The organism is Sorangium sp. So ce204 (genome assembly GCF_051526795.1).
Taxonomy (GTDB): domain Bacteria; phylum Myxococcota_A; class Polyangia; order Polyangiales; family Polyangiaceae; genus Sorangium; species Sorangium cellulosum_B.
Genome location: NZ_CP150317.1, coordinates 4,358,714 through 4,378,244 on the forward strand (window position 1 = coordinate 4,358,714; position 19,531 = coordinate 4,378,244).

General features: G+C 71.5%; 14 protein-coding genes. 8 read left to right on the plus strand and 6 right to left on the minus strand.

Annotation, left to right across the window (positions count from 1 at the left end):
• Positions 1-1,506 carry an MATE family efflux transporter gene (locus WMF22_RS16265; RefSeq protein ID WP_437299982.1) on the plus strand — a complete coding sequence of 502 codons (1,506 nt, stop codon included), beginning with the start codon at positions 1-3 and terminating at the stop codon, positions 1,504-1,506.
• A gap of 19 nt (positions 1,507-1,525) precedes the next feature.
• Here WMF22_RS16265 and WMF22_RS16270 read toward each other — a convergent pair whose 3' ends face one another.
• The 5 genes from WMF22_RS16270 to WMF22_RS16290 form a co-directional block, all read right to left on the minus strand.
• Positions 1,526-3,595 (minus strand): bifunctional aldolase/short-chain dehydrogenase, encoded by a 2,070-nt coding sequence (locus WMF22_RS16270; RefSeq protein WP_438036304.1) that lies wholly within the window; start codon positions 3,593-3,595, stop codon positions 1,526-1,528.
• A gap of 46 nt (positions 3,596-3,641) precedes the next feature.
• Complete coding sequence (ahcY, locus tag WMF22_RS16275; protein WP_437299984.1) at positions 3,642-4,958, minus strand: adenosylhomocysteinase; 1,317 nt, start codon at positions 4,956-4,958, stop codon at positions 3,642-3,644.
• Entirely contained in the window at positions 4,948-6,060 is a 1,113-nt protein-coding gene (locus tag WMF22_RS16280) for an ArsR/SmtB family transcription factor (RefSeq protein ID WP_437299985.1), read from the minus strand. Before WMF22_RS16280 ends, ahcY begins: the two co-directional genes overlap by 11 nt.
• A 264-nt stretch (positions 6,061-6,324) precedes the next feature.
• Positions 6,325-7,620, minus strand: coding sequence for a M16 family metallopeptidase (locus tag WMF22_RS16285; protein WP_437299986.1), 1,296 nt, complete (start codon positions 7,618-7,620; stop codon positions 6,325-6,327).
• Complete coding sequence (locus WMF22_RS16290) at positions 7,617-9,425, minus strand: peptidylprolyl isomerase (RefSeq protein WP_437299987.1); 1,809 nt, start codon at positions 9,423-9,425, stop codon at positions 7,617-7,619. Before WMF22_RS16290 ends, WMF22_RS16285 begins: the two co-directional genes overlap by 4 nt.
• A gap of 129 nt (positions 9,426-9,554) precedes the next feature.
• On the opposite strand from WMF22_RS16290, the gene WMF22_RS16295 reads away from it, so the two are divergent.
• The 4 genes from WMF22_RS16295 (at position 9,555) to WMF22_RS16310 (ending at position 13,226) form a co-directional block, all read left to right on the plus strand.
• Entirely contained in the window at positions 9,555-10,064 is a 510-nt protein-coding gene (locus WMF22_RS16295) for a hypothetical protein (protein WP_012235598.1), read from the plus strand.
• 121 nt (positions 10,065-10,185) lie between these two features.
• A complete protein-coding gene (locus tag WMF22_RS16300; protein WP_437299988.1) occupies positions 10,186-10,569 on the plus strand; it encodes a PilZ domain-containing protein in 384 nt (127 codons plus the stop codon).
• A 127-nt stretch (positions 10,570-10,696) separates the two neighbouring features.
• Positions 10,697-11,122, plus strand: a complete 426-nt coding sequence (locus WMF22_RS16305; RefSeq protein ID WP_437299989.1) for a hypothetical protein — start codon at positions 10,697-10,699, stop codon at positions 11,120-11,122.
• Between the two features lie 10 nt (positions 11,123-11,132).
• Positions 11,133-13,226, plus strand: coding sequence for an ATP-dependent DNA helicase (locus tag WMF22_RS16310; RefSeq protein ID WP_437299990.1), 2,094 nt, complete (start codon positions 11,133-11,135; stop codon positions 13,224-13,226).
• A 77-nt stretch (positions 13,227-13,303) separates the two neighbouring features.
• Here WMF22_RS16310 and WMF22_RS16315 read toward each other — a convergent pair whose 3' ends face one another.
• Complete coding sequence (locus WMF22_RS16315; protein WP_437299991.1) at positions 13,304-14,956, minus strand: hypothetical protein; 1,653 nt, start codon at positions 14,954-14,956, stop codon at positions 13,304-13,306.
• 179 nt (positions 14,957-15,135) lie between these two features.
• Between WMF22_RS16315 and WMF22_RS16320 the strand changes: the two genes are divergently transcribed.
• The 3 genes from WMF22_RS16320 (at position 15,136) to WMF22_RS16330 (ending at position 19,398) form a co-directional block, all read left to right on the plus strand.
• Positions 15,136-15,723, plus strand: coding sequence for a gluconate 2-dehydrogenase subunit 3 family protein (locus WMF22_RS16320; RefSeq protein ID WP_437299992.1), 588 nt, complete (start codon positions 15,136-15,138; stop codon positions 15,721-15,723).
• Positions 15,720-17,366, plus strand: a complete 1,647-nt coding sequence (locus tag WMF22_RS16325; RefSeq protein WP_438036305.1) for a GMC family oxidoreductase N-terminal domain-containing protein — start codon at positions 15,720-15,722, stop codon at positions 17,364-17,366. Before WMF22_RS16320 ends, WMF22_RS16325 begins: the two co-directional genes overlap by 4 nt.
• A gap of 298 nt (positions 17,367-17,664) precedes the next feature.
• Positions 17,665-19,398 (plus strand): sigma-54-dependent transcriptional regulator, encoded by a 1,734-nt coding sequence (locus WMF22_RS16330; protein WP_437299994.1) that lies wholly within the window; start codon positions 17,665-17,667, stop codon positions 19,396-19,398.
• Positions 19,399-19,531: the final 133 nt, after the last annotated feature.

Here is a 19,531-nt window from a genome sequence, read left to right on the forward strand (position 1 = left end):
ATGGCTCAGATCGCCCTGTCCGCGCCGGGTTCGAACGCCGTTACTTCGGGCCCACCCCATCGCGCCATCCTGCGGCTCGCGCTGCCGACCGTGGCGGCGATGCTCACCCAGAGCATCGTCAACGAGGTCGACATCGTCTTCTTCGCGCACCTGCCGTGCCCCGAGTCCTCGAACGCGCACGCGGCGCTCCTGCCGTCGCTGATCGTCCTGTGGCTGTTCGGCGGCTCGCTCAGCGCGATCTCGGTCGGCACGCAGGCGTTCACGGCGCGCCGCTTCGCCGAGAATCGCCCCGGGGACGCTGGCGCGGTCCTCGCGAACGCCCTGTTCTTCGCGATCGTCGCCGGCGTCGTGTTCTCCGCGATCGGGTACCTGACGATGCCGTACATCCTGTCCGTCATCATCAAGGTGCCGGACGCGCGGCAGGCGGCGCTCGATTACCTCGGCTGGCGCCTGCTCGGCGTGACGTCGATGGCGGCGACGTTCGCGCTGAAGGCGTTCTTCGACGGGATCGGCAAGACGCACATCCACCTGGTCTCGGCCCTCGCGATGAACGGGCTGAACATCGTGCTCTGCCTCCTGCTCATCTTCGGCAACGCCTCGCTCGGCATCCCGAAGTACGGCATCGCCGGCGCGGGCATGGCCGGCTTCATCTCGACCTACGTCGGCCTCGCGATCATGCTCGGGTACGCGCTCCTGCCGGAGTACCGGCGCCGCTACCGCCCGTTCGCCACGAGCAAGCTGTCGGCCCCGCTCGTCTGGTCCATCCTCCGGCTGTCGATCCCGAGCGCCGTCGCGACCGTCGCGATCATGACGGGCTTCGCCCTCTTCTACGCGATCGCCAGCAAGCTCGACCAGGTCGCGCCGGCGGGCGTCGTCTCGCCGCTCTGTCCCGGCGGCCGCGCCGAGCCGGTGTACGGCGCCGCGACCACGGTGATCGTCGGGATCCTGAAGCTCACGTTCACCGCCTGCCTCGCCTTCGGCACGTCGACGGCGACGCTGGTCGCGCAGTCGCTCGGCGAGAAGGACGGCGACAAGGCCGCGCGCTTCGGCTGGACCAGCGTCCGGCTGGGGCTCGCGATCTTCGGCGTCGTCGGCCTGCTCGAGGCGATCTTCGCGCCGCAGATCCTCGCGTTCGCCAGCAGCAGCGAGCTCGTCCAGGCCGCGGCGCTCCGGCCGCTCCAGATCATGGGCATCTGCACGCCGCTCGTCGCGGTCGGCATGATCCTCACGCAGGCGCTCTTCGGCGCGGGCAACACGATGTTCGTGATGGTCGTGGAGCTCATCCTGCACTTCACCTGCCTCGTCCCGCTGGCGTGGCTGTTCGGCATCACGCTCGGCTTCGGCCTGATGGGCATCTGGGGCGCCGGCGTCGTCTACGTGGTCCTCCTCGCCGCGATCATGGTGTGGAAGTTCCGCTCGGGGGACTGGAAGAAGATCCGGCTCGACGCCCAGAAGCCCCTCGACGAGGCCGCGCTCGGCGAGGGCGGCGGCGGGGCGAGCGCGTAGGGGCGCTGAGCCGACCGGCTCAGCGGGGGAAAGCGGCGGCGTTCCCGCCGTCGACGGTCACGACGCAGCCCGTCGTGGCCTCGGCGGTCGCGAGGTAGAGGAAGGCCTGCGCCACGTCCGCCGCGGTGGTCTCGCGCCGGAGCAGGTTGTCGCGGAAGTAGTCGTCGACCGAGACGTTGCGGGCGCGTGCGCGCGCCTCCAGCAAGCCGGCGCCGAAGAGCGCGGTGCGGATCCGGTCGGCGTTCACGGCGTTGGCGCGGATGCCCTGAGGCCCGAGGTCCACGGCGTACTGGCGCATCAGCGAGACGAGCGCCGCCTTCGCGACGCCGTAGGGGCCGAAATCGGGCCCCTGGTTGAACGCGCTCTTCGACGCGTTGAACAGGATCGCGCCGCCTGAGCCCTGCGCGAGCAGCACCCGCGCCGCCGCGCGGGCGACGTTCTGGTGGCCGAGCAGGTTCAGCTCGAGCGACGCGCACAGGGCCTCGTGCCCCTCGGACGTGTGGAGGGATCCAGAGAACGCGCGGCCGGCGTTCGACACGACGACGTCGACGCCGCCGAAGTGCGCCGCACTCTGCGCGAACGCGCGGTGCACGCTCGCCTCGCTGCGCACGTCGCAGGCGACCTTCATGCAGCGGCCGCGGTAGCGGCCCCCGAGCTCGGCGGCGGCCTTCTCGAGCGACTCCTCGTCGCGATCGGCCAGCACCACGTGCGCTCCCGCTGCGAGGAACGCCGCCGCCGTCGCGTGGCCGATCCCCGAGGCGGCGCCCGTGACCAGCGCGATCCGCCGATCGAGCGGGCCCCGCTGCCCCGCGCCGAGCTTCAGCTTCGCCTGCTCGAGGCTCCAGTACTCCATGTCGAAGAGATCGAGCTCCGGGACCGGCTGGTACCCGCCGAGCGCCTCGGCGGCCTCGATCACGGAGACGGTATGGGCGTAGACGTCCGCGACGATCTCCGCCTCGGCGCGGGTGCCGCCCACGCACAGCGCGCCCGCCCCGGGGAACAGCAGCACCCGCGGGAACGGATCGAGCTCGTCGCGGACGACGCCCCGCGCCGCGCAGGAGCGGCGGAAGTACTCGTGGTACTCGTCCACGTACCTGGCGATGGCCTGCTCGACGGTCGCGCGGAAGCGCGCCGTGTCGGCGATGTCGTGGCCGTGGATGACGAGCGGCCGCGCCTTGGTGCGGATGACGTGATCCGGCGTGGCGCAGCCGATCTGCGAGACCCTGGCCAGATCGTCGCGCGCGCAGAACGCGAGCAGCTCCAGGCCGGTGCGGAGCGTGCAGACCCAGGGGCGCCCCGACGCGCGGGCGAGCGCCCCGCGGACGACCGGCCCGATGGCGGCCCGGAGGTCCGGATCCGCCACGACCGTGGGGTGCGAGGCGATCACGCTGCGCTCGGCGATGTAGCGCTCGGCGCGCGTCACGGCGTCGATCATGCGCGTGTAGCTCTCCTCGGCGGTGTCTCCCCACGTGAAGACGCCGTGCTTGTCGAGGATCATCAGCGACGGGAGCGCCCCTCCCGCGAGGCGCTCCCGGACGAGCTCGGCGACGCGGCGGGCGAGCGCGAAGCCCGGCATGACGTACGGCACGAAGAGCGCGCCGTCCCCGTAGATCGCCTGGACGACCTCGGCCGAGCCGGGCTGATCGATGACCGCGAGCACCGCGTCCGCGTGCGTGTGATCGACGAACTTCGCGGGGATGATCGCGTGCAGCAGCGCCTCGACCGACGGCGTCGGGCTCGCCGGATCCAGCATCTGGCCGCGCAGCAGCGCGACCATCTGCTCGTCGGTCATCGCCTCGAGCGCGCAAGCGCGCTGGAGCGGCGCGAGGCGGCACGCCGGAAAGCCGCGCGGCTCGATGGTCGCGAGGTCCCACCCGCTGCCCTTGATGAAGAGCACGTCCACGCGATCGCCGAGCAGGTCGACGGCCGTGCTCTTGACGCTCGTGTTCCCGCCCCCGTGGAGGACGAGCGACGGATCGGCGCCGAGCAGGCGGGAGGTGTAGACGCGGAGGGCGAGATCTTCGCCCCAGGTCGAGGCGTAGGTGTCGAGGTGGCGCTGGGCTTCGTCCTTGCTGTGGCGAGGATCCATCGATCGGCCGCCTACCCCAGCGGCGGAGGCGCCGAAAGCCCGCCGCTCAGTAGCGGTAGTTCTCGGCCTTGAAGGGGCCCTCGGCGGGGACGCCCAGGTACTTCGCCTGCTCCGTCGTGAGCTGGGTCAGCTCGACCCCGAGCTTCGGCAGGTGCAGCGCCGCGACCTTCTCGTCGAGCTTCTTCGGCAGCAGGTGGACGCCGATCGTGTGCTTCTCGGTCCACAGGGCGATCTGCGCGAGCACCTGGTTGGAGAACGAGGTCGACATCACGAACGACGGGTGGCCGGTGGCGCACCCGAGGTTCACGAGCCGGCCGCGCGCGAGGACGATCAGCCGCTTGCCGTCCGGGAAGACGAAGTGATCGACCTGCGGCTTGATGTTCTCCTCCTTGATCTCGGGGTTCTTCTCGAGCCACGCGATCTGGATCTCCGAGTCGAAGTGCCCGATGTTGCAGAGGATCGCCTCGTCCTTCATCGCGATCATGTGCTCCGCCCGGACGACGTCGGCGCAGCCGGTCGCCGTGACGAAGATGTCGCCGACCGGGGCGACGGTCTCGAGGCGCTTCACCTCGTAGCCCTCCATCGCCGCCTGCAGCGCGCAGATCGGGTCGATCTCGGTGATGATCACGCGCGCCCCCAGGCCGCGCAGCGACTGCGCGCACCCCTTGCCGACGTCGCCGTAGCCGCACACGACGGCGACCTTGCCGGCGAACATCACGTCGGTGGCCCGCTTGATCCCGTCGCCCAGCGACTCGCGGCAACCGTAGAGGTTGTCGAACTTGCTCTTGGTCACCGAGTCGTTGACGTTGATCGCGGGCACCTTCAGCTTGCCCGCGCGGTGCATCTCGTAGAGCCGGTGCACGCCGGTCGTCGTCTCCTCGGAGAGCCCGCGGATCGGGTCGGCGCCGGTGAAGAGCTCCGGGTGCTTCTCGTGGGCGACGATCGTGAGATCGCCGCCGTCGTCGAGGATCATGTTGGGCCCCTTGCCGCCCTTGAAGGCGTAGAGCTGCTGCTCGATGCACCAGTCGTACTCCTCGAGGGTCTCGCCCTTCCACGCGAAGACCGGGATGCCGGCCGCCGCGATCGCCGCCGCCGCGTGATCCTGCGTCGAGTAGATGTTGCAGCTCGTCCAGGTGACCTCCGCGCCGAGGGCCACCAGCGTCTCGATCAGCACCGCTGTCTGGATCGTCATGTGGAGGCATCCGGCGACGCGCGCGCCCTTGAGCGGCTGCGTCGGGCCGTACTCCGCCCTGAGCGCCATCAGCCCGGGCATCTCCTTCTCGGCGATGCGGATCTCCTTGCGACCCCAGTCCGCGAGCGTGATGTCGGCGACCTTGTAGGAGAGCTTCTTCTCAGCAGTCATGGTGTCCCTTTGCCTTTTCGGTGAATGCGCTTGAGCGCGCGCCGCGCCAGCCGACGAGCAGCTGCCAAACCAGGTGTCGATCCGGGCCTTCGCCCTGCCATGCGGACGGCAGCCGCCGGAGCTCGACGCCGGAGAGCCCGGCCTCCTCGGCGAGCCCTCGGAGGTCGCCCGGCGAGAAGCCGAGCCAGATGTCCGCCTCCTGCTCCCGGAGGGCCTGATCGTTGTGCGCCTCGTAGTCGAGCACGCACACCGCGCCCCCGCGGGCGTGAGCGCCGTCGCCGCGGCCGGGCGCGGCCGGCCGCGCGAGCTCGACGAGCGCGCGCATCGCCTTCGCCGGCTGAGGCGCGTGGTGCAGCACGCGCGCCGCGAAGACAACGTCGGCGCCCCCGGAGAGCGCCTCGCCGGCCTCCGGAGGATCGCCGCCGAGCGCGCGCGCCACGGCCCGGATCACCTCGGGCCCGTCGATCTCGCCGCACACCAGCTCGACGTTCTCGAGGCTGCGCCGCCGCAGGCGCTCCCCGGCGAGCTGCAGCTGCGCGCTCGCGCGATCGAGCGCGACGACGCGATCGAAGACGGGCGACAGCACCTCGAGCAGCGCCCCGTCGCCGGTGCCCGCGTCGACCGCCAGCCGCCGATGGGGCAGGAGCGGCGCGAGCGCCGCGAGGTAGGCGGCGAGCTCGGCCGGCGGCCCCGGGCGCAACGGCCGCCCGCCGCGCGCGAAGAACTCGCGCGTCTCGGCGTCGCGCGCGGCCAGCACCTCCTCGACGCGCGCGAGCGTCCCGTCCGCCGCGCACGCGCGCTGGCCCGCGCGCACCGCGTCGTCGACGACGGGATCGGTCGTCGCGCGCGGATCCAGGCGGAGCAGCGTCCACGTCCCCTGGCGCCTGGCGAGCAGGATCCCCGCTTCACGGAGCGCGGCCGCGTGGCGCGAGATCTTCGGCTGGCCCTCGCGGAGCAGCTCGGCCAGCTCTCCGACGGCGAGCTCCTCCGCCGCGGCCAGGCCGAGGAGCCGCACCCGCACCGGATCCGCCAGCAGCCGGTACAGCTCGCACCGCGCCACCGCCTCCTCCGGTTGAGCCGGCGTCTCTGTGACCGAGACCATGGCTCATGTATATGTGTTGATGCGCATAGATGCAAATAGTTTGAGCAAGGCCCTGAACGCGTCCGGTTCGCCTCGAGAGCCCGGCTGACATGTGTGCCCGGGCACCTCGGCTCGCGCGCCGAGGCAGGCTCCCGTGCGGCGGGCAGCCGTGGCCAGCGGTGCGCACGGGGGGCGCCCTTCAGCGGCCGCCTCCTTCCGGGCTCCTTCCGCTTCTTCTGCGATCGCCGCTGTCGTGGTGCGCCGCGGCGCCTGACTCGCGCTGGGTCAACCGAACGAGCGGACGGCCTTCTCCAGCTTCGCCTCTTCCGAGGAGCGGAGCAGGCCCACGGCCACCACGGTGAGGCGCTCCGGTCGGAACAGCGCGCGCGCGGCGTCGCGCACGTCGGCGACGCTGACGCGGGCGAGCTCCTCGTGCCGCGCCTCCGGGGTGCGCGTGATGTCGGCGAGCGCGGCGAGCCCATGGAAGCCGGCGGTCGCCTCGGCGTCGTCGAGCATCGCCTCCACCGACCAGAGGTGGCGGTCGCGCGCCTTGGCGAGCTCGTCCTCGCGCGGGCCGACCTCGGCGAGCTCGCGGAGCAACGCGAAGATCTCCCGGACCACCACGGTCGCGCGGTCGTGCTGGACGCCCGCGGCGATGTCGACGACCCCGTCGTCCTCGTAGGCCTCGAACATCCCCGAGACGTCGTAGCAGAGGCCCAGCCGATCGCAGATCCGCTCGTACAGCCGCGTCGACATGCCGTCGTCGAGGACGCGGAGCAGCATCTCCACGGCGGGCTCGCGCGGATCGCGCTCGCTCACGCCCCGGAACGCGATCCGCAGATCGGTCTGGCTCGACTGGTTCTCGATGAAGCGGAACCTCGGCTTCTTCTGCCCGTTGGGCGGGGGCGCGGCGGGCACCTGCTCGCCGCGCGGCATGGCGCCGAAGTGCCGCTCGGCGGCCCGCGCGCACGCCTCGGGATCGAGCCGCCCCGCGAGGCAGAGCACCGCGTTCGCCGTCGTGTAGTGCCGGGCGTGGTGGGCGCGCAGCATCGGCTCGTCGAAGCGATCGAGCGCCTCGATGTCGCCCGTGATGGTGAACCCGAGCGGGTGTCGCTCGTACATGAGCGCGCGCGCGTTGTTGTCCGCGTCGATGTCGCGCCCCTCGTCGTCGAGGTCCTCGAGGATCTCCTCGCGCACGATGCCGCGCTCGACCTCGATCGCGGTGAAGCTGGGCGACGTGGTCACCTCGCCCAGCAGGGCGAGCACCGGATCGAGGTTCGTCGGCGGCACGGAGATGCTCATCACCCCGTGGTCGACGTGGGTCGCCGCGTAGAGCGTCCCTCCGAGGCGCTCGAAGGCGAGCGCCTGCGCGTGCGCGGTCGGCAGCGTCGGCGTCCCCCGGAACACCATGTGCTCCAGGAAGTGAGAGATCCCGTTGTTCTGCTGGCTCTCGAACCGCGAGCCGACGCGCAGGTAGAGCGAGGCGACCGCCCGGTGGACGTGCGGTTGCGGGACGAGGACGACCTTGAGGCCGTTCGAGAGGACGACGTCGCGCGCGTCACGCAGGGGGAGCGACGTCATTCCCCCTCTTCGAGCGGCAGCGGCGGCTCGCCGGAGCCGTCCTCGGCTGGCTTGGACTCCTTGAGGAGGTTCTGGTCGTACTTCACCTCGCTGCCGATCGTCGACTTCAGCCGGCGCACGTACCCGATGAGCGCGTCGTTCTGCTTCGCGGCGCGCATGGCCGACGTATAGAACTCGCGATCCTTGTCCCACTGCTCCTGGCTCGCAGAGGTCTTCTCCTTGAGCTGGATCACCGCATAACCGTTCGCCAGCGCCACGACGTCCTTGGGCAGGTCGCCCGGCTTGTCGAGCTGGAAGGCGATGCGCGCGGCCTCGGTGCTGTCCCTCGCGTCGGCGATGGGTGAGCCGGAGACGTTGAACGGCAGGCTCGTCTCGACGGTGGGCCGGTTCGGGTGCGTCGCGATCGTGTAGGGAGCTCGCGCCTCCCCGGCCTCGGCCTGGCCACCCTCCTTCGCGCCCGCGTCCTTGTTGCCGTCCTGCTTCGCCGCGGCGGCCCCGCCGCCAGCCTTCGCGCCCGGCGCGGCGCCACCCTCCTTCGAGTTCGCCGGCGTGAGCTGGGCCATGTACGCGGCGAGCGCGTCCTCCAGCGACTTGCCGCCCGCGGCGGCGGCGAGCACCTGCTTCGCGGCCTCGGCCGCGAGCCGCTCCGACTCGTGGGCGATGTAGAGGTCGCGCGCCGTCTCCTGCCGGCCGATCTTCTCGGCCTCGGCGTCCTTCGCGATCTGCTCGAGCTTGATCACGTGGAAGCCGTCCTCGGTCTCGATGGGGTCCGACACATCGCCCGCCTTCATCTCGAAGAGCTTGTCCTCGACAGGCTTGCTCAGGCGCCCCTTGGCCACGCATCCGAGCTCGCCGCCGCGCGCCGCGCTCGGATCGTCGCTCGCGCTGCGGGCCACGTCGGCGAAGCTCTCGCCCTTCTTGAGGCGCTGGACCGCGCCCTCGATCCGCGCCTTCGCGGCGGCCTTGCCCGCCTCCGGCCCCTGCTCGGCCTCCTCGGGCCTCACCTCGACCGCGAGGACTCGGGCGACGCGGCACTCGGGCTGATACTGCGCCTTCCGCCCCTCCCAGGCCTTGTCGAGCTCTTCTTTGTTGTTGTCGGCCCAGGCCTGGATCGCCTTCTCCGACGTGTCCACGATGAGATCGCTGTAGAAGCGCCGGTCGAAGCGCACATAGGCGAGCGTCCTCGTGGATTTCTCGCGCGAGAACTGCTCGAACGCCTCGTTCTCGCCGACCCGGACCCGCGCCCGGATGAGGTCGCGCATCCGGGCGGCGATGAGCTCCTTCCGCTGGTAATCGCGGAAGTCCGTGGGGCTCATCTTCGCGATGTTCCGGATCTGCTTCTCGTACTGCTTGCTGTCGAATTTCTTCGTTTGCCGGTTGCGGACGTCCAGGTAGCGAATGAGGTCTTCCCGGAGGCTGAGGGCGTAACCGACCTGGCGGATCTTGTCCGCCGGGAGCGAGACATGCACCCTGCCAGCCACGAGCTCGCCCGTGAGCTCGTCGTCCGAGACGGTGATCCCGAGGCGCTTCGCGTCCTCGTTGAGGAGCCACCGCTCATAGAGCCCCTCCGCCGTGAGCCGCCGGTAACCCATCGCCCGGAGGCGGTTTTCGTCGGGGCTCCGCATCGCGAGCAGGTTTCTGGACGCGTTGAAGTCGAGCGAGGAGATGCAGCTGCCTCGGACCTCGACGGCGCAGGTGCTCGCGGCCGACTGCACGGGGCCCGCGCTCGGGCGGAACTCGACGATGAAGACGACGGCGATCGCGATGATGATGGCGGCGCCGAAGATTTGGCTCAGTCTGTTCACGAAGGGCTCGCTCCCGGGGCGTGCGCCGCTCGCTCTTCGAGCGGCCTCCCGCCTTGGCCTGGCGCGGCATAGCACAGCGTCGACGGCGTGTCTTTACGGCGGTCGGGAGCGGGGCTAGGGGCAGATGCCATGGCAAGCTCGAAGTCACACCTCCCTGATTGCGGCCTCTACCTGACGACAAAGCCGCTCCCCGGAAACGAGGACAAGGTGCCTGCTGGCACCATCGTCTCCTTCCACAACCACTCGGACAACGGTCTGCCGACGGTCACGACGCCCGACCACAACGTTCACAACCGCTGGCACTTCCACGGCCCTGCCGTCGCGTTCCGGGGCACGACGTGGGCGGACTCCCTGCAGCGCCTCCCCGCCGAAGGGTTCTACACGCTTCGCAAGGAGCTCGCGTTCGACGGCGGCAACTGGCCGAAGGGCACGCTCGTGCAGCTCGGGTACACGCAGGCAGGCATGCCCATCCTGTTCATCGCCCGTGTGCGTTCGCGGCTTCAGGAGAACGACCTCTTCTTCTCCGACAAGGGCGTAGGCATCAAGCGCGAGCAGCTCTCCCTGCTCGAGCCCGTCTCCGTCTTCGAGGAGCCGAGCGACGGCTCCGGCCACCAGCCCGATCACGCCGACGCGCACTGAGGGCCGCCGTCGAGGGCGCACCCTCGTGCACCGCGCAGGACGCCGCTCCCGTCCATACTGAATATCGACCGGAGCCCACATTTCTGTCCCCGGGTACGGCGTGTGCTTGTAATTTTCTTTCGTGATTCGACGCAGAACCCTCACTCCCCCGTCACTCCAGATTCCACCTGAGGTCCTGGCCAACCGTCGCAGGAGCCCACGCCGCGAGCTGAGCGAACGGGTACGCCTGGAGACCGGCCAGCGCGCCGTCGCCGGCTGGACGCTGAACGTGAGCGTCGGCGGGCTCAGGGTGGTGATAGAAAATTCACTCGATCCCGGTACCGAGCTGACGGTCTGGCTCGACGGCAGAAGCCCGCGTCCAGGTAGGATAATGTGGGTCCAGGACGAGCCCGATGGATCGATCGTCGGGGTGTGTTTCCTCGATGGTCTGGAGGATCGGGAGGGCATCAACGGTCTGGGGGGCCTGGAAGGAGGCCCCTCGAGGTCGCCGCGATCGAGCTCCTGAGCCCACGGGGGCGCGCCGGCGCGCCAGAGCGCCACACCTGGTCGGCGCTGTCGGCTTGACGAGGCACCCGCAATTTTGCGATGGATGTTCCTGCTGACAGCTGGGGGTAGCCGGAAACCAGCGGAAGATGCCGACACCCGCGGAGATAAAGAAGGCCCTGCTCCAGGCCGGATTCGAGGTCTACCGCACCCGGGGCGACGCCGTGCAGGTCGCGGAGCGGGTGCGGGAGAACCTCCTCATGGACTCGGGGATCGTCGTGGGCGCCGAGCCGCTGCGGGTCGGGTTCGTCGTGCGCGCCCAGCGCAACGACTTCCCGGGGGCGGCGGACGAGCAGCTCTTCGAGCGGGCGCGCAGGATGGCCGAGTCCGCCGTGGCGCATGGCTACGCCGAGGCCGAGGCCGCCCTCCGCCACGTCCGCGACCCCGGCGACGCCGAGCGGACGCTCGATACGTGGTGCGAGGTCCACTTCGAGAAGCGCGTGGCGTCGCTCGAGCTCGCCGTCAGCGAGGTGGGGTTCGCCCTCTCGCTGGAGAAGACCGCCCTGCCGCGCTGAGCGGTACGCGATGCCCTTGGACCGCGCCGCGAGCCTGCTCGGGCCCTCGGGCCCGTTCGCGCGCGGCCTCGACGGGTACGAGGACCGACAGGGCCAGGTGGCGATGGCGAGCGCCGTCGAGCGGGCGCTCGCGGAGGACCGCATCCTCCTCTGCGAGGCGGGCACCGGGACGGGCAAGACGCTCGCCTACCTCGTGCCCGCGATCCTGAGCGGTCGCAAGGTCGTCGTCTCGACCGCGACGAAGGCGCTCGAGGACCAGATCTACACGAAGGACCTGCCGCTCGTGGCCGAGCACCTCCGGCTGGATCCGCGCGCGGCGCTGGTGAAGGGGCTCGGCAACTACCTGTGCCTGCGGCGCTTCAGCGAGCTCCGGACCAGCCCCGGCGCGGGCGCCGGGATCGCGGGGCGCTCGCTGCCGCTGATCGAGGCGTGGGCGCAGGAGACCGAGATGGGCGACGTCGCGGAGCTCGCCCACCTCGCCGAGGGGGATCCGCTCTGGCGAGAGGTCGCGTCGTCCAGCGAGACGCGCCTCGGCGCCTCGTGCGAGCACTTCGAGAGGTGCTTCGTCACGCGGATGAAGCGCGACAGCGAGGCGGCGCGCCTCCTCGTCGTCAACCACCACCTCTTCTTCGCGGATCTCGCGCTGAAGATCGCCGGAGCGCGCCGCGGCTTCGCCGGCGCCGGCGCGCTCCCGCCGTACGATGCGGTCATCTTCGACGAGGCGCACCAGCTCGAGGACATCGCGACGGGCTTCTTCGGCGTCCGCGTCTCTCGCGCGCGGGTCGACTCGATGCTGCGCGACGCGGACCGGGCCTTCATCGCGTCGGGCCTCGCCGATCGCATCCTCGGGCGGGGCGAGGGGACGGCGATCACGGCCGTGGTGCGCGAGTCGGCGGACGCGCTCTTCGATCGGCTCGCGTCGCTGGGCGGCGCCGCCGGCGGCGGGGATCGCGGCGAGGCCCGGAGCCCGCTCGCCAGGGACGCCTGGTCCGGCGAGCTGCTCGACGCGTACCACCGCCTCGACGACCACCTCGAGGCGCTCGCGGCGTACGCGAGCGCGAACGCGATCAGCGAGGCGGTGCAGCTCGTCGGCAACCGCGCCGCGCAGCTGCGGGACGACGCGGCGCGGATCGTCGACCCCGCGACGAACCAGGTCACGTGGGTCGAGGTGCGCGGCCGCGCCGTCTCGTTCGGCGCGTCGCCGGTCGATGTCGGGGACATGCTGCGCGAGCACGTCTTCGAGCGGATCGGCGCCGTGGTGCTGACGAGCGCCACGCTGACGACGGGCGGCTCCGCCGGGGCGGGGTTCCGCTTCCTCCGCTCGCGGATGGGCCTCGACGAGGACGTGTCGGTCCCTGTCGACGAGCTCGAGGTCCCTTCGCCCTTCGACTACCCGACCGCCGCGCTGCTCTACACGCCGCGCGACCTCCCCGAGGCGACCGACGCGGCGTTCGTCGAGCGGGCCGCCGATCGCGCGGCCGAGCTCATCGGCATCACGGGCGGCGGCGCGTTCCTCCTCTGCACGTCGATCCGCGCCATGAACGCGCTCGCCGCGGCCCTCCGCGCCCGGCTCGGGCGCGCCGCGGCGGTGGCCGGGGCGAACGGCGGCGCTCCGGGGCGGCAGGCCCCGCTGCTCGTGCAGGGGGACGCGCCGAAGGGCGCGCTGCTCCGCCGCTTCCGCGCAGAGCGGCACGCGGTGCTCGTCGCGACGATGAGCTTCTGGGAAGGGGTGGACGTCCCCGGCGAGGCCCTGCGCCTCGTGATCATCGAGAAGCTCCCGTTCGCGGTGCCGACCGATCCCGTCGTCGCGGCCCGGTGCACGGCGATCGAGCAGGGCGGCGGCAACCCGTTCATCGCCTACAGCGTGCCGCAGGCCGCGATCACCTTGAAGCAGGGCTTCGGCCGGCTGATCCGCGCGCGCACCGATCGCGGCATCGTCGCGATCCTGGACCGGAGGATCCGCACGCGCGGCTACGGCCGCGTGCTGCTCGACAGCTTGCCCGACGCGCGCCGGACCGACCGCATCGAGGACGTGCGCGCCTTCTGGGCGGCCCGCGCGGCCGACGCGGAAGCGGAGCGAGGTGGAGCGCCGGCGCGGACGTGAGGCGCGGCGCGAAGGGGCCGCGAGGCGAAGCGCGAGGTGAGACGCGCGCTCCGGCGACGCGCGCGCCGGAGCGCCCGTCAGGGATACGACGTCTTCCCGTAGATGCACCAGGCGCCGCCCTTCCGGAGGGCGATGACCTGGCGGAGCCTGTAGTCCGCCTTGAACCTGGGGTCGTCGTACGAGGCGCGGGAGGAGGGCACCGTCGGGGTCTTGCAGTCGATCCCGGAGGAGATGAGCAAGAAGTAACGCGGGTTCTTCGCGAAGATCGCGTCGGTGTAGCCGGCCCCGACCTTGTGCGTGTACGCGCCAGGCAGGCGGGAGACCTCGGGGCTGAGCAGCCCGAGCATGTCCACGACCGGGAAGCCCGTGCGGTAACCGACGTAGCCGATGTCGGCGAGCGCGATGGGGCCAGGCTCCGCGTTCTGGACGAGCCACTCCGCGGAGCGCCCCGCGGCGTCGTCCCAGAAGCCCTTGTCGTTGACGAGGAGGTTCCGCTGGGCCCGCGCGAGCTCGCCGGCGCGGGTCGCGATCGTGATCGCGCCGAACGCCGCGATCGCGAGCGACGCCACGCGCTCGCGGCGCGCGGCGATCGCGCGGACCGCGTCGTCGGCGAGCAGGAACGCGAACGGCTCCGCGGGCGCGAGGAACCGGAAGTAAGGCATCCAGTCGCCGCCCACCGCGACGACGTACACGCCGAACAGCAGCGCGATCGACGCGATCGCGAGGCCGCTCCGGCGCCGGTGGACGATGGAAGAGGCGACCGAGAGGATCCCGAGCCACAGGAAGGCGCCGGCGTGCTGCGCGTACTTGCGGACGTAGTCGCCCCCGCCCTGGATCTGCTGCGCGAAGTCGCCCGTCTTCGCGGCGAGCGTGTTCGGGAGCCACGCGCCGTAGTAGCTGTGCCGCCACACGAGGTGCGCGGCGACCGGGAGCGCGAACGCGACAAGGCGCAGCACGCTCCGGCGCGAGAGCGCCTGCTCCGAGTGCCAGACGACGAGCAGCCCGAGGAACAGCGGCGCCTCCGGGCGGGTGAGCGCGGCGAGCGCGAACACCGCGCCGGACCAGGGGAACCAGGGGAACCATGAGGAGACGAGCGCGGGCCGAGCGCCGCTGTCGTCGCCGGCGGCGTCCTCTTCGCGGAAGAAGAGCTCGGTCCCCGCGAGCGTGAGCAGGAGGAACAGCGGCGTCTCCAGCCCGAACACCGCGTAGCCGGAGAAGAGGACGCTCATCGCGAGCAGCCACGTGGCGAGGCAGGGCACGTTCGAGAACGGACGCAGCCGCCGGGAGAGGAGGTAGGTCGGGACGAGCGCACCCGCGGCGCAGGCGGCGCCGAGCACCTTCGCCGCAGCCGCCGGCGCCGCGCCGAGCTTCACCGCCGCGGCGAGGAGCACCGTCCAGAGGAAGTTCGTGTAGCCCTCGACGCGCTCGCCCACGTTGTAAACGAGCCCGTTTCCGTTCGCGAGGTTCTCCGCGTACCGGAACGAGATGTACGCGTCGTCGATCGTGAAGCTCGCGACGCGGAGCGCGGCCGCGATCGTGATCACCATCGGCGCGAGCAGCCCGAGCGTGAGCTCCAGCGAGGCGGGGAGGGGAGCGCCGGCGAGCCAGGTTCGAAGATCGCGCGCCGGCGAGCTGTGGCGCTCGGCTCCGGACGGCTCCTCGCCGTCGATGGACTCGTCGTGTCCCACCTCCTCGCTCCTCCCCCCTGCGGTCACGGGCTCGTCGCTCATCGGGCGCCGACGATACCGCGATTGTCACAGCCACAACGTCGAGCTGCGTAAATCGGGACAGGATGGTGTGCGAACACCCGGACGCAGTGCGAACGAAATTGCGCACTCTGGCTGTAGGGCTACGCTGTCGAGGCAGCCGCGGCGACGGCTTCCCGTGCTGACAAGGAAGGAGTCGAGTGATGAGCGAGCTCGTTGCGCACCTGCCCGTGATCGGTCCCGTCGTTGTCCTGGCGGCGCTCGCCCTCGCCGCCGTCTTCCTCGTGCGCAGGGCGTCGGCCCCTGGTGCGCCCTCTTCCGCGCTGTCCGTGAAGGAGCGGGCCATCGTGGCGGCCTGCGCTGACGCCCTGTTCCCGGCCGGGGGCCCGATCCCGGTCTCCGGCACGGAGGCCGGGCTGGTCGAGTACGTGGACCGCTACGTCGCGCGCACACCGCGGCCTCTCCGGCCCTACATGCGGCTGCTGTTCCACTTCGTCGAGCTCTCGCCCTGGGTCTTCGGGCCGCGCCGCGCACGCTTCACGCGCCTCCCGCAGGCCGATCGCATCGCGGCGCTCGCGTCGATGGCGCAGAGCTGCATCTACCTCCGGCGGGTGACGTTCCTCTCGCTGCGGACGATGCTCTCGATGGGGTATCTCGCGAACGAGAAGGTCGCCGGCGCGATCGGCGTCGCCTGCTGCGCCACGCCCTTCGAGCGCCGCGCCGCCGGGAGAGCGGCGGGTGAGCCCGCCGCCGCGGCGCCCCCGTCGCTCGCGCCGGGGGTGACGGCGTGAAGCTCCCCGTCTTCCCGGAGCCGCCTCGCGCCGTGGGCCGCGAGCGCGGCGAGCGGCGCTCGCTCTCCGAGGTGACGCTCCGATCGAGGGGCGCGGTGGAGCCGCTCTCGCCCGACGAGCCGCGCTCGCAGGTGAAGGTGTTCGCCGACTACGAGGGCGAGGTGCGGGCGTCGTGCGAGGTGCTCGTCGTCGGCTCGGGTCCGGGCGGCGCGGTCGTCGCCAAGGAGCTCGCCGAGGCGGGGCGCGACGTGATCCTCGTCGAGGAGGGGCCGCCGTTCGGGGTGGACGATTTCCGCCAGGAGCCGGGCGAGTCGCTCTCGCGCACGCTGCGCGAGGGGGGGATGCGCGCCGCCCGCGGGCGCATGCTCATCCCGACCATGCAGGCGATCGCGCTCGGGGGCGGCTCGGTCGTCAACTCGGCCATCTGCGCGCGCTCGCCCGCCTGGGTGTTCGACAAGTGGGCAGAGCGGACCGGCACGTCCTCGCTCACCCTGGACGCGCTGCTGCCCCACTACGATCGCGTCGAGCGCCTGCTCGGCGTCTCACCCACGCCGATGGAAGTGCAGGGCGAGCGCAACCTGCGCTTCAAGCGCGGCTGCGACGCGCTGGGGCTGTCGAGCGAGCCGACCCACCGCAACGTGCGCGGCTGCCGCGGCTCGGGCGAATGCTTCACGGGGTGTCGCAACCGCGCAAAGATGTCGACCGACGTCTCGTACGTCCCCGCCGCGATCCGGGCGGGCGCGCGCGTCTTCACCAGCGTGCGCGCCGAGCACCTGCTGCTCTCGGGCAGGCGCGCCGCCGGGATGCGCGGGCGCACGATCGAGCCGTTCACCTGGCGCGAGGGGGCGCCCGTCGAGATACGGGCGGAGCTCGTCGTGCTCGCGGCCGGCTGCATGGCGACCCCGCTCATCCTGCTCCGCAGCGGCGCCGCCGGGTCGAGCGGCCATGTGGGCAACGAGCTGCAGCTCCACCCTGGGCTCGCCATCATGGCGGTGTTCCCTGAGCCCATCGATCCATGGGAGGGCGCGACCCAGGGCTATCACTCGCTCCACTTCATCGAGCAAGGGATCAAGCTGGAGGTCCTCTGGTCGCCTCCGGCCGTGCTCGCCGCGCGATTTCCCGGCCTCGGGCACGACTACCAGCGTCATCTCCGGACATACAACCGGATGGCGCCGTTCGACGTCATCATTGCAGCAGAGCAGTCGCGCGGGACGGTGCGCCCGAAGCGCGGCAGCTGGGACCCTGATGTGCGATTCGACTACGCACCGCGCGACGTCGAGAAGATCCAGCGCGGTCTCGGCATCCTGTCCGACATCTGCTGGGCGGCGGGGGCCTCGTCGATACTGCCCGGGCTGCACGGCGTGCCTGACGAGCTGACGTCGCCGAAAGAAGCCGAGATCCTGAAGAGCAAACGGCTCGACGGGCGCGACACGATCACCGCGGCGAATCACGCCTTCGGTACGGCGCGGATGTCGAGGCGCCCGCGGGACGGGGTGGTCGATGAGGAGGGGCGCTGCCACGATCTGGACAATGTGTACGTTGCTGACACGAGCATCTTTCCTGGAAGTCCCGCGGTGAATCCGATGCTTACGTGCATGGCGCTGGCCGATCGCATCGCATGCGGCATCATCGAGCGCTGGTGAGGCGCGCGGCGGCGTGTCACCACAGGAGTCAGTGAGCCAGGGGCGCCGCATCCGTCGGGCAGGCACGGCATGTCGCGGACGGCATGTGAGGGGGGCTTTGCACCCGAGAAGGAGGCAACTCCCGAGTTGATACGAGGCCCCGCGAGGTACAAGTTTAACGGCACGTTTCAACTCGCACGGGGCCGAGCCGTCCGTCCGCCGAGCTGGGAGGGAAGCTTTGGGACCGAACGCAGTTTCAGCTGCAATTCCGCGCGGACAAGCGCGCTCGCCGCATCGGAGCCACAGCCATCACGGCCGTGTGCTCCTCGTCGAGGACGAGCCCGACCAGGCGGCCATCCTCGAGGCGGTGCTGCGCCATGAAGGGCTCGACGTCGTCGTTGCGTCGAGCGGCGAGCAAGCGCTCGAGATCCACCAGCGGACGCCGGCTGACGTGCTCGTCACGGATCTCAACCTGCCGGGCATGACGGGGGTCGATCTGATGCGCCGGCTCTCGCCCGGCGAGCTCGAGGGGCCCGAGCCGAAGGCGCCGCCGCCCCACGTGGTCATGGTCACGGGCGCGGCGTCGATCACAAGCGCCGTCGACGCGCTCAAGCTGGGAGCGGCCGACTACCTCCAGAAGCCGCTCGATCCGGCGCGCCTCGTGCTGCTCGTGCGCGAGCTCCTCTCGTCGCCGCCGACCGAGTTCGACGACGACGACCCCCTCCATGGTCAGCTCGTGTTCGAGGGGATGATCGGCGGCTCGCCGCGGATGCGGGAGGTCTTCACCCGCATCGATCGCGTCGCCGCGACGATGGCCCCCGTGCTCATCGTCGGCGAGAGCGGCACGGGCAAGGAGCTCGTCGCGCGCGCCATCCACAACCGGAGCCGCCGCCGCGCGGGCCCGTTCGTGCCGGTCCACACGGGCGCGATCCCGCGCGAGCTCATCGGCAGCGAGCTCTTCGGCCACGAGAAGGGCTCGTTCACCGGCGCGTTCGCGGCCGCGGAGGGCAAGTTCGAGGCGGCGGCGGGCGGCACCGTCTTCCTCGACGAGGTGGGCACGATGGACGCGGCCGTGCAGGTCAGCCTCCTCCGCGTGCTCGAGACGTACCGGTTCACGCGCGTCGGCGGCCGCAAGGAGATCGAGGCCGACGTCCGCGTCGTCGCCGCCACGAACAAGGACCTGCTCGACCTCGTCGACGACTGCGTCTTCCGCGAGGACCTCTACTACCGGCTCAACGTGTTCACGGTGACGCTGCCCCCGCTGCGCGAGCGCAGGGAGGACATCCTGCCCATCGCCGAGCGCTTCCTGCTGAAGTTCGCCAAGCGCTACGGCACCCCGGCCCGCCGCCTCTCGGACGCCGCCGTCGAGCGGCTGGCCGAGCACGACTGGCCGGGCAACGTCCGCGAGCTGCGCAACGTCATCGAGCAGACGGCGCTCTTCGCCTCGAACGAGCTGGTCTCGGCCAACGACGTCCAGCTCGGCCAGGGCCGGATCGAGCGGCGCTCGGGCCGGCGTTCCTATGACAGCATCCCGTCGGCGAGGGTGGCGGCGCCCGTCGTCCCTGCCGAGCCGGCCGAGCCGCTCTCGGTGCCGATCGTTCACGCCGCCGACCTGGTGGTTCCCTCCGAGCCCGTGCCGTCGCACGTCGGCGCGCAGCCTGTGCCGTCCTCCATCGGCCCGGCCTCGATGCCGCGGAGGCCGGGGGAGACGGGCACGCACGAGGCCGAGCCGTCGCGGGACGCCGGCGAAGCGGCCGAGCACCCGCTCGTGCTGCGCCTTCCGGTCGGAACGCGCCTGGCGGACGCGGAGCGCAAGCTCATCCTGCTGACCCTCGAGGCGGTGCGCGGCAACAAACAGCGCGCCGCCCGCGTGCTCGGGATCAGCCGCCGCGGCCTGTACTCGAAGCTGCAGGCGTACGGGGAGCACGTGGGGAGCCACGAGGCCCAGGGGCACAGCGAGAGCGCCGAGCCGCAAGACCCGGTCGACGATGTGCCGGTCGTCACCGACGAGCCCGTCCTGGAAGAGCTCGGTTCCGTGCGCGGCGACGCCTGACGGGGCCTCCTTGCCGCTCTGCGCCGCGAGGCCACAGCGCGCCGCGCCGCGAGCTCACACCGCCACACCGCAGGTTCGCAGTACCGCAGCAATCACGGGCCTCGCGGGCGCGTCGAGTGTGAGGCGCCTCCCC